This window comes from Sphingobium sp. D43FB (genome assembly GCF_002312805.1).
Lineage (GTDB): Bacteria > Pseudomonadota > Alphaproteobacteria > Sphingomonadales > Sphingomonadaceae > Sphingobium.
In genome coordinates this window covers 86394-100389 of sequence record NZ_NMUA01000013.1, presented here as the reverse complement: position 1 = coordinate 100389, position 13996 = coordinate 86394, and the positions used below count along the sequence as shown (strand labels likewise).

The window sequence follows — 13996 nt, the reverse complement described above, 5'->3', positions numbered from 1 at the left end:
CTGCCTTCTCGACGGACGCTTCTCGACTTCGCTCGAAGCTGCTCGAAGCGAACGGGGAGGAGGGCGCGTGACGGGGCCATTGTGGACCTCCGCAGATATCGCTCAGGCAACGGGCGGCGCCGCGTCGGCGCCGTTTGCCGTTTCGGGCGTGGCGTTCGATAGCCGCGAAGTGACGGATGGCGACCTGTTCGTCGCGATGAAGGGCGAAGCGACCGACGGGCACAAGTTCCTCGACAAGGCCTTTGCCCAGGGCGCGGCCGGGGCGATCGTCAGCGAGCCGGTGGATCATCCCCATATATTGGTGCCCGACAGCGCCGCCGCGCTCGAAGCGCTGGGCCGCGCGTCGCGCAAGCGCATGGGTGGCAAAGTGATCGGCGTCACTGGGTCGGTCGGCAAGACCGGGACCAAGGAAGCGCTGTTCCAGGCGCTCGACCGCGCGCATCCGGGCGAGGTTCACCGCTCGGTCAAAAGCTACAACAACCATGTCGGCGTGCCGCTGAGCCTGTCGCGGATGCCGCGCGAGGCGGCGTTCGGTGTGTTCGAAATGGGCATGAACCATGCGGGCGAACTGGCCGCGCTGACCCGGCAGGTGCGGCCCCATGTCGCGATCGTCACTGCCATCGCGCCCGCCCATATCGAATTTTTCGGCACCGAAGCGGCGATCGCCGAGGCCAAGGCCGAGATTTTCGAGGGGCTGGAGCCGGGCGGCACCGCGATCATCCCCTATGACAGCCCGCATGTGGCGCTGCTCTACAACAAGGCGGAGCGTCATGCCGGGCGCATTCTGACCTTCGGCACCAGTCCGCAGGCCGATGTCCATGCGCGCGAAACGGTGCCCGCGCCGGGCGGCGGCACGCTGGTTACGGCCAAGCTGCCCGATGCCGAATTGTGCTTCACGGTTGCCGCGCCTGGCGATCATTGGGTGTCCAACGCGTTGGCGGTGCTGGCGGCGGTCGATGCGGTCGGCGGCGATCTGGCGGCGGCGGGGCTGGCGCTGGCCGAGATGCCGGGCTTGCCGGGCCGGGGCGAGCGGCGGACCCTGTCGGTCGGCAGCGGCACGGCGCTGCTAATCGATGAAAGCTATAATGCCAATCCGCTGTCGATGGCGGCGACGCTGCGGCAGCTGGGCCGCGAGACGGCCGACCGGCGCTTGGCGGTGCTGGGCGGGATGCGCGAATTGGGTAGCCGCAGCGCGGAACTCCATGCCGACATCGCGCCTGTGCTGCGCGACAATGGGATCGATTACGTCATCTTGGTCGGCACGGAAATGCAGCCGCTCGCCGATGCGCTGGACGGCGTGCTGCCCTTCGCGCATGTCGCCGATACGGCGAGCGCCATCCCCCTCATCCAACATGAACTGCGCGCGGGCGACGCGCTGCTGGTCAAGGGATCGAACGGCATCGGCCTGTTCCGGCTGGTCGCGGCCCTTGCCGACGGAGAACAAGACTGATGCTGTACTGGCTTGCCCAGACGATGGATTTCGAGGGTATCTTCAACCTCATCCGCTATTTGTCCTTTCGCGCGGGCGCGGCGATCTTCACCGCGCTCATCATCGGTCTGGTGATCGGCCCCAAATTCATCGGCTGGCTGCGCGTGCGCCAGGGCAAGGGGCAACCCATTCGCGATGACGGCCCGCAGACGCATCTGGCCAAGCGGGGCACGCCGACCATGGGCGGGCTGATGATCCTGACGTCCATGATCATATCCGTGCTGCTGTGGATGGACCTGTCCTCCACCTATGTCTGGGCCTGCCTGTTCGTGACATTGGGTTTCGGCGCGATCGGTTTTCTCGACGATTATGACAAGGTAACCAAGGCCAGCCACAAGGGGCTGTCGGGCAAAATGCGGCTGGCGTTCGAATTTCTGATCGCGGGCGTCGCGGCGTGGATGATCGTCAACAGCCATGGCAATACCGCGCTCTACGTGCCCTTCTATAATGGTCCGGCGATCGAGCTTGGGCCATTTTACTTCTGCTTTGCTGCCTTCGTCATCGTGGCGTTCGGCAATGCGGTGAACCTGACCGACGGCCTCGATGGCCTCGCCACCATGCCGGTCATCATCGCCTGCTTGGCCTTCATGCTGATCGTCTATCTGGTCGGGCGCGCCGACTTTGCCGAATATCTGGGCATTCCGCATGTGCCGGGCGCGGGCAACCTGACGATTTTGTGCGGTGCGATCATCGGCGCGGGGCTGGCTTTCCTGTGGTTCAACGCGCCGCCTGCCGCCGTGTTCATGGGCGATACGGGCAGCCTGGCGCTGGGTGGAACGATCGGCGTGATCGCGGTGACGGCGCATCATGAGATTGTGCTGGGCATCATCGGCGGTCTGTTCGTCGTGGAGGCGCTGTCGGTCATCATCCAGGTGTTCTTCTACAAACGCACCGGCAAGCGCGTGTTCAAGATGGCGCCGATCCATCATCATTTCGAGCAATTGGGCTGGGCCGAGCCGACCGTGGTGATCCGCTTCTGGATCATCGCCTTCGTGCTGGCGCTTGCCGGTCTTGCGACGTTGAAGCTGCGATGATCGTTTCGGACGTCTTTGCAGGCAAGACCTATGCGGTGCTGGGGCTGGCGCGGTCCGGCCTTGCCACGGTCGAGACGCTGCTGGCCAGCGGGGCGAGGGTCGTGGCGTGGGATAGTCAGGAGACGGCGCGCGAGGCTGCGATAGCCCTTGGCCGTTCGTCTCGAGCGAAGTCGAGAGACGATCGCGCGGAGCAGGGTTTCTCGACTTCATCCCAACGGGATGAAGTTTATCCTGAGCGCCTGCCTTGGCAGGCAGTCGAAGGGCTCGAAACGAACGGAATTTTGGAAATCGGCGATCCGATGGAGATCGACCTCACTGGTTTCGACGGCATCGTCGTGTCGCCGGGCGTGCCGCTCAACCGGCATCCGATCGCCATGCGGGCGAAGATCGCGGGCGTGCCGATCATCGGCGACATCGAACTGTTCGCGCTCGCCCGCCCGACGCTGCCGCCGCACAAGGTCGTCGGCATCACCGGCACCAACGGCAAGTCGACCACGACCGCGCTGATCCACCATATCATCGAACAGGCAGGCTATCCGGCCACCATGGGCGGCAATATCGGCCTGCCGGTGTTGGGCCAGCCGCCGCTGGAGCCGAACCTGCAGGGGGTGGGCGTCTATGTGCTGGAACTGTCCAGCTATCAGATCGACTTGACCTATAGCCTCGACTGCGATGTCGCGGTGCTACTCAACATCACGCCGGATCATCTCGACCGCTATAACGGCTTCGAGGGTTATGTGGCGTCCAAGGCGCGGCTGTTCGCGATGCAGTCGGGGGGGCATGTCGCGGTGATCGCGACCGAGGATGAACCGAGCCGGGCGATTGCTGAAAACCTCCGTCATTCCAGCGCAGGCTGGAATCCCACTTCTTCTTCGGCTCCAGAAGAAAAGAGAGATCCCAGCGTTCGCTGGGATGACGTGATTGAGGTTGGGGTCAGAGACATCGATCCCGACACTCAATTGGGCTGGCCCGCTTTGCAAGGCCCGCACAACGCGCAGAATGCGGCGGTGGCCATCGCCGTTGCCAAAGCGCTAGACATTGACGACGCGACGTTGGCCAATGCCCTCGTCAGTTACGCCAGCCTCCCCCACCGGATGCAGGCGGTGGCGACGCGCAACGGCGTTCTTTACGTCAACGACAGCAAGGCGACCAACGCCGCCTCGACCGCGCCCGCGCTCGCCGCCTGGCCCGCAAAGGACGGCAAGCCCCGCATCCACTGGATATTGGGCGGCGTCGCCAAGTCTGACAATCTGGACGAATGCGTCCCCCATTTCGGCAATGTCGCCCATGCCTATACGATCGGCGAAGCGGGGCATATGTTCGCTGACCTGCTGCGCTCCTCTATGGCGGTCGATGATAGCGAGATGCTAAGCGCCGCCGTCCGCCGCGCCGCGCGCATCGCTCAGCCCGGCGACGTGATATTGCTCTCGCCTGCCTGTGCCAGTTTCGACCAGTTTCGCGATTTCGAGGCGCGCGGCGATGCGTTCGTCGCCGCTGTCGCGGCGCTCGACTAGACGGCATCGGGGGGCAGGGCATGAACAGGGAAGGGACGACGCGCATGTCTAGAGCTGGCGACCTGGTGAAGGGTTTTCGCACCCGCACCGTGCCGCGCGAACGCACCGCGCTTGCCATCTGGTTCTGGGAGATCGATCGCGTCCTCCTGTCGCTGATCGTCGCGCTGATGGCGATCGGGCTGGTGGCGGTCGCCGCTGCTTCGCCCGTGGCCGCGATCGATCGGTCGACCGCGCAGATCGCGGTCAATCCGCTCGTCTATTTCTATCGCCAGCTCTTCTTCGTGCTGCTTGGCCTGCCGATCATGCTGGTCATTTCCATGCTGCCCCGGCCGCAGGCGCGGCGGCTGGCGACCTTCATGGCTATGTTCTTCTTCGTGATGCTGCTGGTGGTGCCGTTGCTTGGCAGTACGGTGAACGGGGCGAAGCGGTGGATCGACTTGCCCGGCTTCCGCTTCCAGCCGTCAGAATTTCTCAAGCCCGCTTATGTCGTGACGCTGGCCTGGTTGCTGTCGCTGCGCGGCAAGGACCAGACTTTGCCGGTCATCCCGCTGACCGGCGTGACCACGGCGCTGATCGCGCTCGTCCTGATGCGCCAGCCCGATTTCGGCCAGACGGTGATCTTCTGCGCCTGCTGGGGCGTGTTGCTGCTGTTGTCGGGCGTGTCGATGCGGGCGATCGGCGCGCTGATCGGCGCAGGCCTCGCGGGGTTGGTCGCGGTCTATATGTTCTATGAAAATGGCCGCCAGCGCTTCAACGACTTTCTGGGCATCGGCGTGGACGAGAGTGCGGGCCCCGACCAGACCGACCTGGCCTTCCGCACCATCACCCATGGCGGCTTCACCGGCGTCGGGCCGGGCGGGGGCCAGCATAAATTCCGCCTGCCCGAAGCGCATACCGACTATATCTTCTCGGTGATCGGCGAAGAGTTCGGGCTGCTGGCCTGCATCGCCATCGCCTGCGTCTATCTCGCCATCATCGTGCGGGTGCTGCTGCGCCTGCTGGACGAGGAAGATGTGTTCACCATTTTGGCCGCCGCGGGCCTCACCACCCAGTTTGGATTGCAGGCGATCATCAATATGGGCGTCAATGCGCAGATATTTCCGTCCAAGGGCATGACGCTGCCCTTTATCAGCTATGGCGGCTCCTCTATGCTCGCGCTTTGCATCGGCGTCGGCCTGTTGCTCGCCTTCACGCGACGCAACCCCTTCATGGGTCGGCATACGGTCGTCAAATGGAGTGGTCGATGAGCATTTCCCGTCACTTCGTCCTGGCCGCTGGCGGGACGGGGGGTCATATGATTCCCGCCCATGCGGTGGCCGAAGAGTTGATGGCGCGCGGCCATCATGTCGCGTTGGTCACGGATGAGCGGGGCGCGAAGATCCCCGGTATCTTCGACCGGGCGCAAGTGCATATCATGCCAGCGGGGCGCATGACGAAGAACCCGGCGAGTTGGCCGGGGGCATTGAAGGCGATCCTCGCCGGGCGCGCCATGTCGCGGCGGTTGAACGAGACGTTTCGGCCCACCGCGGTCGTCGGCTTCGGCGGCTATCCCGCCATGCCCGCCTTGCTGGGGGCACTGGCCGATGGCATTCCGACCGCGATCCATGAACAAAATGCGGTGCTGGGCCGGGTCAACCGCCTGCTCGCCGGGCGGGTCGATGCGATCGCGACGGCCTATCCGGGGGTCGAGCGGCTCAAGTCCAAATATGACGCGAAGGTCCATCTGATCGGCAATCCGGTGCGCGAGGAGGTGAAAGCCCTGCGCGACGAGGATTTCCCGGCGCTGACCGAGGAAAGCGTGTTCCGGGTGCTGGTGATCGGCGGCAGCCAGGGGGCGTCCATCCTGTCGAGCGTCGTGCCCGAAGGCCTGTCGATGCTGCCGGTCGCGCTGCGCCGCCGGTTGCAGGTCACGCAGCAATGCCGCGCCGAGGATATTGATCGCGTGCGCAAAACCTATGCGGAGATGGAAATCCCCGCCGACCTCGCCACCTATTTCAACGATGTGCCGGAGAAATTGGGCTGGGCGCATCTGGTGATCGCGCGGGCGGGGGCTTCGACGCTGGCGGAACTGACGTGCGCCGGGCGGCCCGCGATCCTGATCCCCTTGCCGAGTGCGATGGACGATCACCAGACCGCCAATGCGCGCGAGATGACCGAGGCAGGCGGCGCGCGCACCATTACGCAGGCGCGCTTTACCGCCGTCGAACTGGCCAAGCAGATGCAGAAGATGGCGATGGAGCCGGGCGCGCTGCAGAACGCTGCGAAGCGCGCATGGGGCTGCGGCCGTCCCAACGCCGCGCGCGACATGGCGGACCTGCTGGAAAGCATCGGCCACGCGCCGATCGTCAATGATCCGGTGCGAGTTGGGCCGATGCCGACGACGCTGAATCTGGCGGGGGTTCCGGCGTGAGCCAGATCGCGGCCTATGCATCCTCCCCTGTAAGGGGAGGGGGACCGGCGAAGCCGGTGGAGGGGTGTCGCCCTATCGAGAGCGTGACACCCCTCCGTCAGGGCTACGCCCTGCCACCTCCCCTGCCAGGGGAGGATCACAACATGATGAACCTGAAGGAATCTCGCTCATGAAGGGTGTCGGCACGGACATCGGCACGATCCATTTCATCGGCATTGGCGGCATCGGCATGTCGGGCATTGCCGAGGTGATGCACAATCTGGGCTATGATGTTCAGGGATCGGACGTGGCCGAAGGCTATGTGGTCGAAGGACTGCGCGCCAAGGGCATTCGTGTGATGATCGGCCATAAGGCGGAAAATCTGGGCGATGCCGCCGTGGTGGTGACGTCCACCGCGATCAAGCGCGGCAACCCGGAGGTCGAGCTGGCGCTGGAAACGCGCGTGCCGGTCATCCGGCGGGCGGAGATGCTGGCCGAGTTGATGCGGCTCAAATCCACCGTTGCCGTCGCGGGGACGCATGGCAAGACCACGACGACGTCGATGGTCGCGGCGTTGCTCGATGCTGGCGGGGTGGACCCTACGGTCATCAATGGCGGCATCATCAACAGCTATGGCTCCAACGCGCGGCTGGGCAATAGCGACTGGATGGTGGTGGAGGCCGACGAGAGCGACGGCAGCTTCCTGCGGCTGGACGGCACCATCGCCGTCGTCACCAATATCGACCCCGAACATCTCGACCATTATGGCGATTTCGACCGGGTGAAGGACGCCTTTGTCGAATTTGTCGGCAATGTGCCTTTCTATGGCGCGGCGCTGCTGTGCCTCGACCATCCCGAAGTACAGGCGATCCTGCCGCGCGTGCAGGACCGGCGGATCGTGACCTATGGCTTTTCGGCGCAGGCCGATATTCGCGGCGACAATGTGGTGAGCTTCCCCGGCGGCAACCGCTTCGATATCCAGGTGCGCGAGCGCGATGGATCTACGCGGAAGATCGAGGGGATCGAAATGCCGATGCCGGGGCGCCATAATGTGCTGAACGCGATGGCGGCGATCGGCGTGGCGCTGCATATGGGGATCGACGATGCGACGATCCAGACGGGCTTCGCCAAGTTCGGCGGGGTCAAGCGGCGCTTCACCAAGGTCGGCGAGATTGCGGTCGGGGCTGGCAGTGCCATCGTGATCGACGATTATGGCCACCATCCGGTCGAGATCAAAGCCGTGCTGGCAGCAGCGCGCGAAGGTGCGCAGGGGCGCGTGATCGCCGTCGTCCAGCCGCATCGCTTCACGCGACTGCGCGATTTGATGGATGATTTCCAGCAAGCGTTCAACGATGCGGACATGGTTTATGCGGCTCCGGTCTATACGGCTGGCGAGCAGCCGATCGAGGGTGTGGACAGCGCCGCGCTGGTCGCGGGGCTCAAGCGCCGGGGGCATCGCCATGCTTCGACCGTGGCAGATATGGACGAACTGATCGATGCGATCGCCGCCGATATCCAGCCGGATGACATGATCGTCTGCCTGGGCGCGGGCGACATCACCAAATGGGCGGCAGGCCTTGCGGCGGCGGTGTCCGCCAAGGTCAAGGAAGCGGTCTGATGTTCGAACTGTTCGCCGTTGGCCTGGAAATGCAGAAGCGGATGATCGACGTGCAGATGCAGGGCGTCGAAGCCGCGCGCGACATGATCGATGCCGCACAGCAAAACGTACAGGCCGGCGTGACCGCGACTCAGGCGCAAGAGGCTGGCATTAAGTCCATGAAAAAATGGATGAATATGTGGGGAGTGCGCGGTTGAGCCTGGCCCTTCCTGCTGTCCGTGGCACGATAAAGCCCGATGCGCCGCTGGCCCCGCTTGTCTGGTTCAAGGCGGGCGGCGCGGCGCAATGGCTGTTCGAGCCGAAGGATGCGCAGGACTTGTCCGATTTGCTGTCCGCGCTCGATCCGGCGGTGCCGGTGATGGCGATCGGCCTTGGTTCCAATCTGATCATACGCGATGGCGGGGTGCCGGGTGTGGTGGTGCGGCTGGGCAAGCCGTTCGCGACTGTCGAGGCGCTGGACGCGACCACCCTGGTCTGCGGCGGCGGGACGTCGGGCATCCTCGTGTCCTCGACCGCGCGGGACAAGGGGATAGCGGGGCTGGAATTTCTGCGTTCGATCCCCGGCACGGTCGGCGGGTTCGTGCGGATGAATGGCGGCGCTTATGGCCGCGAGACGTGCGACATATTGGTGTCATGCGACGTGGTGCTGCGGTCGGGCGAGCGGGTCACGCTTTCCAGGGATGAGCTGGGCTATAGCTATCGCCACTCGACCCTGCCGGAAGGGGCCGTCGTGGTCAGCGCGACCTTTCGCGGCGTTCCCGGTGAACCGGCCGCGATCCAGGCGGAAATGGACCGGATCGCCGCCGCGCGCGAAGCCAGCCAGCCATTGCGCAGCAAGACCGGCGGATCGACCTTCAAGAATCCCGACGGGCACAAAGCCTGGGCGCTGGTGGATGAAGCGGGCTGTCGCGGCCTGCAACTGGGCGGCGCGCAGGTGAGCGAGAAGCACACCAATTTTCTGCTCAACCTGGGCGACGCCACCAGCGCGGACATCGAAGCGTTGGGCGAAGAAGTGCGGCGGCGGGTGAAGGACAAGAGCGGCGTGGAACTGGAATGGGAAATTCAGCGGGTGGGGATGGTGAAGTGAGCGGCATTCTCTTCCCGTCATCCCAGCGAACGCTGGGATCCCACTGCCTTCTTGCGCCGCGCAGACAGAAAAGAGAGATCCCAGCGTTCGCTGGGATGACGGAGATTGATCGATGACCCGTGGTCCCTGGCATGTCGCCGTCCTGATGGGTGGCTGGTCGGCAGAGCGGCCTGTTTCCCTCATGAGCGGGGAGGGCGTTGCCAAGGCGCTGGAATCGCGTGGGCATCGGGTCACGCGGATCGATATGGATCGTGACGTCGCGGCGCGTCTCGCCGAGGCCAAGGCCGATGTGGTGTTCAACGCGTTGCATGGTGTGCCGGGGGAAGATGGCACGGTGCAGGGTATGATGGACCTGATGGGCCTGACCTACACTCATTCGGGGCTGGCGACGTCGGTCATCGCGATCGACAAGCAGCTGACCAAGCAGGCGCTGGTGCCGCATGGCATCCCCATGCCCGGCGGCAAGATCGTGGCGAGCGAGAGCCTGTTTGCGGGCGATCCGTTGCCGCGTCCCTATGTGTTGAAGCCGGTCAATGAAGGCAGTTCGGTCGGCGTGGCGATCGTCACGTCCGAGGGCAATTATGGCGATCCCATCGGTCGCGACAGTGTCGGCCCGTGGCAGGATTTCCCCGAACTGCTGGCCGAACCCTATATTCGCGGGCGCGAACTGACGACGGCCGTGCTGGGCGATGAAGCGCTGCTGGTGACGGAATTGCGCCCCAAGAGCGGCTTTTACGATTTCGATGCCAAATATACCGATGGCATGACGGAGCATGTCTGCCCGGCCGATATTCCGCCCGACATCACCGAAGCGTGCAAGGCGATCGCGCTGCGCGCGCATCAATTGCTGGGCTGCCAGGGGGCGTCGCGCGCCGATTTTCGCTGGGACGACGAACAGGGGATCGAGGGGCTCTATCTGCTGGAGGTCAACACCCAGCCGGGCATGACGCCGCTCAGCCTCGTCCCCGAACAGGCGGCGAAGCTGGGCATTGACTATGCCACGTTGGTAGAGACTATTGTCGAGCAAGCGCTGTCGCGCGCCGGGGGGACGGAACATGGCTGAAACACGCATCCGACGGGGCGGCTCCACGCGATTGAGCAGCGCGCGCGATACGGCGACCAAGGGGCGGCGCGGCCGCACGCTCAAGCGGAAATCGACGCTGGACCGAGTGATCGAGGCGCTGCCGGTCAGCGAAGCGACGCTGCAACGCATGGCGAGCTGGGCGATTGTTGGCATTTTCGGCGCGGGCGTGGTCGGCGTCGCGATGTTCTTCGGCGTGCCCGCCATGGCGCATAAGCAGGCGGCTTTGCTGGCCGCGCGCGCCGGGTTCGAGGTCGACAAGGTCGAGGTGCGCGGCGTCGAGCGGATGGACGAGCTGCCGGTCTATAATATCGCGCTGGGACAGGTGGATCGTTCGATGCTGTCGCTCGACCTGCCCAAGGTGCGCAGTGAGATGCTGAAACTCGGCTGGATCAAGGATGCGCGCATTTCCCGCCGCCTGCCCGATACGCTGGTGGTGGACATCGTCGAGCGCGATCCAGTGGCGGTGTGGCAGCATGGCGGGCGACTGCACCTGATCGACGTGACGGGCGTGGTGCTGCAACCTGTGTCGGCCAATGCGATGCCCGACCTGCCGCTAGTGGTGGGACCGGACGCCAATCGGCAGACGGCGGGGCTGAATGCGCTGATGGACAATGCGCCCGCGTTGAAGCCGATGCTGGCGGGGGCGACCTGGGTGGGAAACCGCCGCTGGGATCTGCGGTTCCAGTCGGGCGAAACCTTGTCCCTGCCCGAAGGCGACAAGGGGAGCGCGGCGGCTTTGGTGAATTTCGCGCGCATGGATGGCGTCAACCGCCTGCTGGGGCGCGGAATCGTCAAGTTCGACATGCGTGACCCCGATCGTTTCGTCCTGCGCCTGCCGCAGGGCAAGGTCGAAGACAAGCCGATGGCCACCGACGGCAAGACCGCGAGCGCTGCGCCCGCGGAGGAAGAGGGCTAAACCGCATGGCGCAGCCCAAGGTCGAAAAGCTGATCACCGCGATCGACATCGGGTCGTGGAAGGTCTCCGCCTTGATCGCGGGGCGGACCGATACGGGCGAACTGGCGATATTGGGCACGGGCCAGCGCGAGAGCCGGGGCGTGCGGCGCGGCTTCATCGCCGACATGGAGCGCACCGAACTCGCGGTACGCGAGACGATCGAGCAGGCCGAGCGGGTTGCAGGCACCAATATCGAGGATGTCTGGGTCAGCTTTTCGGGCGGTAGCCTGGTCAGCGATGTCGTCACGGTCGAACGCGACATGGCGGGCTATCGCATCGAGCAGGCGGATATCGATGATCTGCTGACCACGGGGCAGCAGGGCATCGACCCCGATGGCCGGGTCGTGCTGCATGCCCAGCCGACCTGCTTCACCATCAATGGCCGGGTGCCGGTCAAGAAGCCCTTGGGGATGCATGCGGACCTGCTGGGCGTGGATATCCATGTCGTGCTGGCCGATGGCGCGCCGCTCGCCAATCTCGACCTGTGTGTGCGGGGGGCGTATCTGAACGTCAATTCGATCGTCGCCGCGCCGATCGCCACTGGCCTCGCCTGCCTGTCCGAAGAGGAGCGCGACCTGGGCGTGGCGCTGGTGGAAATCGGGGCGGGGGTGACCAATGTCTCGCTTTATGCGGGTGGCATGTTGGTGGGGCTGCACAGCATCCCGATCGGCGCGGCGGACATTACCGACGATATCGCGTCGGCCTTTGGCATTCGCCGCAGCCAGGCGGAGCGGATCAAATGCTTCTACGGCTCGGCGATGCAGAATCCGCGCGATTTCCGCGAGATGATCGAGATTGCCGCGCCCCATGGCGAAAGTGCGGCGGCGGGGCAGGCGGCCGGGCCGAATGCGGAGGGGGGCAAGATCACCCGTGCGGCGCTGGTCGGCGTCATTTGCGAACGGTTGAACCAGATCATGGCCGAAGTGAACACGGCGCTGGCGGGCATGGGGTTCAACACGCCGACCGGGCGGCAGGTGGTGTTGACCGGTGGCGGCGCGGAAATGAAGGGCATTGCCGATTATGCGCAGGGCGCGCTGGGCCGGGCCGTGCGGATCGGGCGGCCACGGGGCTTGTCCGCCATGCCCGAAGCGCATAGTGGCCCGGCCTTTGCAACTTTGGCGGGTCTGGCGCTTTACGGTGCTTCCAACCCGGTTGATCTCCGAACGATGGCGCCGTCGCCGCAGACGGTGCATCGTCTGGGGACTCCGCTCTGGTGGCAGCGGATGATGCGCGCGATGAAGACAAACTATTGACCGAATTTGGAATGAAACGAAAATAGCTGGTGAAATCCCCTATTTTCTGGTGTTAACAATTAATGACGGTTTCGCTTCCTGACGAGGAAGCTGAGGGAGCAGAATATATGAGCATTGAAATCAGCCCACCGCATGTGGACGAACTGAAGCCGCGGATCGCGGTGATCGGCGTCGGCGGCGCGGGCGGCAATGCCATCGCGAACATGATCGCCGCCAATGTCGAGGGCGTCGATTTCATCGTCGCCAATACCGACGCGCAGGCGCTTAACAGCTCGCCGGCCGAACGCCGCATCCAGCTTGGGCCCCAGATCACCGAGGGTCTGGGTGCCGGATCGCGCCCCGAAATCGGCAAGGCGGCGGCGGAAGAAACCATCGCCATGGTCGAAGCGGCGCTGGAAGGCGCGCATATGTGCTTCATCACCGCGGGCATGGGTGGCGGCACCGGCACTGGCGCGGCCCCCGTCATCGCCAAGGCGGCGCGTGAGCGTGGCATCCTGACCGTCGGCGTCGTAACCAAGCCCTTCACCTTCGAGGGCAATCGCCGCATGAAGTCGGCGGAAAGCGGCATCGATGAGCTACAGAAGCATGTCGATACGCTGATCGTCATTCCGAACCAGAATCTGTTCCTGATCGCCAATCCGAACACGACCTTTAAGGAAGCGTTCCAGATGGCGGACGAAGTGTTGCAGCAGGGCGTGCGCAGCATCACCGACCTGATGATCATGCCCGGCCTCATCAACCTCGACTTTGCCGACGTGCGGTCGGTGATGGGCGAAATGGGCAAGGCGATGATGGGCACCGGCGAAGCGGAAGGCGACGGCCGTGCTTTGCAGGCGGCCGAGAAGGCGATCGCCAACCCGCTGCTCGACGGCGTGTCGATGCGCGGCGCGAAGGGCGTGATCGTCTCCATCGTCGGCGGCGAGGACATGCGCCTGATGGAAGTGGACGAAGCCGCCAACCATATCCGCGAACTGGTGGACCCGGACGCGAACATCATCTGGGGCAGCGCGTTCAACGACAATCTCAACGGCAAGATCCGCGTGTCGGTGGTCGCCACCGGCATCGACAATGAGATCGGCAACCATGCCGCGCCGTTGACGCAGCCGTTCAGCTTTGCCAGCCGTCCCGCCGTGTCGGTGCCGCAGCAGGGTGGTGCGCCCAAGGCCGCGACGCCCGCGCCGCAGCCTGCGCCGGCCGCAGCACCTGCGCCGGAACCCGAAACACTGGAACTGGACGTCCCCGCGCCGCCTGCACCTGCGCCGGTCGAAGCGGCCCCCGCGCCCTTCGCCGCGCCCAAGCCTGCAGCGGTGTTTTCCGACGAAGGGCCGGATCAGGACGAACTGGTGCTGGGTGCGGACAATGCTGCACCCGCCGCAGCCCCTGCCGCACCGCGCGTCGCAAGCGGCGGAACATTGTTCGAGCGGATGGCGGGCCTGACCCGTGGCGCGGACAAGGTGCCGGGTGGTGACGACGCCGCCGGTGTCGACATTCCCCGCTTCCTGAACCGCCAGAACAACCAGTAAGATCATCGCGCGCGGCCCACGCCGCGCCGGTCATGCAGCGCGCCGTCTGT

The 13996-nt window shown here is 64.9% G+C and carries 12 protein-coding genes; all 12 read left to right on the top strand.

Annotated elements, in window-relative coordinates:
• Nucleotides 1-67: 67 nt before the first annotated feature.
• Nucleotides 68-1450, top strand: coding sequence for a UDP-N-acetylmuramoyl-tripeptide--D-alanyl-D-alanine ligase (gene murF / locus SxD43FB_RS12905; protein WP_255245715.1), 1383 nt, complete (start codon nucleotides 68-70; stop codon nucleotides 1448-1450).
• On the top strand, nucleotides 1450-2523 hold the full coding sequence (gene mraY / locus SxD43FB_RS12900) for a phospho-N-acetylmuramoyl-pentapeptide-transferase (RefSeq protein ID WP_037477658.1): 1074 nt from the start codon (nucleotides 1450-1452) through the stop codon (nucleotides 2521-2523). Before murF ends, mraY begins: the two co-directional genes overlap by 1 nt.
• Entirely contained in the window at nucleotides 2520-4037 is a 1518-nt protein-coding gene (gene murD / locus SxD43FB_RS12895; protein ID WP_096062526.1) for a UDP-N-acetylmuramoyl-L-alanine--D-glutamate ligase, read from the top strand. Before mraY ends, murD begins: the two co-directional genes overlap by 4 nt.
• 44 nt (nucleotides 4038-4081) lie before the next feature.
• On the top strand, nucleotides 4082-5284 hold the full coding sequence (locus SxD43FB_RS12890; RefSeq protein WP_069067025.1) for a putative peptidoglycan glycosyltransferase FtsW: 1203 nt from the start codon (nucleotides 4082-4084) through the stop codon (nucleotides 5282-5284).
• The gene (gene murG, locus SxD43FB_RS12885) at nucleotides 5281-6447 is read left to right on the top strand and encodes an undecaprenyldiphospho-muramoylpentapeptide beta-N-acetylglucosaminyltransferase (protein WP_096062525.1); all 1167 of its coding nucleotides are present in this window, start codon (nucleotides 5281-5283) and stop codon (nucleotides 6445-6447) included. Before SxD43FB_RS12890 ends, murG begins: the two co-directional genes overlap by 4 nt.
• Before the next feature lie 169 nt (nucleotides 6448-6616).
• On the top strand, nucleotides 6617-8044 hold the full coding sequence (murC, locus tag SxD43FB_RS12880) for a UDP-N-acetylmuramate--L-alanine ligase (protein ID WP_096062524.1): 1428 nt from the start codon (nucleotides 6617-6619) through the stop codon (nucleotides 8042-8044).
• On the top strand, nucleotides 8044-8241 hold the full coding sequence (locus SxD43FB_RS12875; RefSeq protein ID WP_096062523.1) for a hypothetical protein: 198 nt from the start codon (nucleotides 8044-8046) through the stop codon (nucleotides 8239-8241). The genes murC and SxD43FB_RS12875 overlap by 1 nt, the downstream gene beginning before the upstream one ends.
• On the top strand, nucleotides 8211-9131 hold the full coding sequence (gene murB / locus SxD43FB_RS12870; protein WP_176482770.1) for a UDP-N-acetylmuramate dehydrogenase: 921 nt from the start codon (nucleotides 8211-8213) through the stop codon (nucleotides 9129-9131). Before SxD43FB_RS12875 ends, murB begins: the two co-directional genes overlap by 31 nt.
• Before the next feature lie 112 nt (nucleotides 9132-9243).
• The gene (locus SxD43FB_RS12865; RefSeq protein WP_096062522.1) at nucleotides 9244-10194 is read left to right on the top strand and encodes a D-alanine--D-alanine ligase; all 951 of its coding nucleotides are present in this window, start codon (nucleotides 9244-9246) and stop codon (nucleotides 10192-10194) included.
• A complete protein-coding gene (locus SxD43FB_RS12860) occupies nucleotides 10187-11131 on the top strand; it encodes a cell division protein FtsQ/DivIB (protein WP_096062521.1) in 945 nt (314 codons plus the stop codon). Before SxD43FB_RS12865 ends, SxD43FB_RS12860 begins: the two co-directional genes overlap by 8 nt.
• A gap of 5 nt (nucleotides 11132-11136) precedes the next feature.
• Nucleotides 11137-12423: a cell division protein FtsA gene (ftsA, locus tag SxD43FB_RS12855; protein ID WP_037480110.1), complete on the top strand. Its 1287-nt coding sequence runs from the start codon at nucleotides 11137-11139 to the stop codon at nucleotides 12421-12423.
• Between the two features lie 107 nt (nucleotides 12424-12530).
• Nucleotides 12531-13946, top strand: coding sequence for a cell division protein FtsZ (gene ftsZ / locus SxD43FB_RS12850; RefSeq protein ID WP_096062563.1), 1416 nt, complete (start codon nucleotides 12531-12533; stop codon nucleotides 13944-13946).
• Nucleotides 13947-13996: the final 50 nt, after the last annotated feature.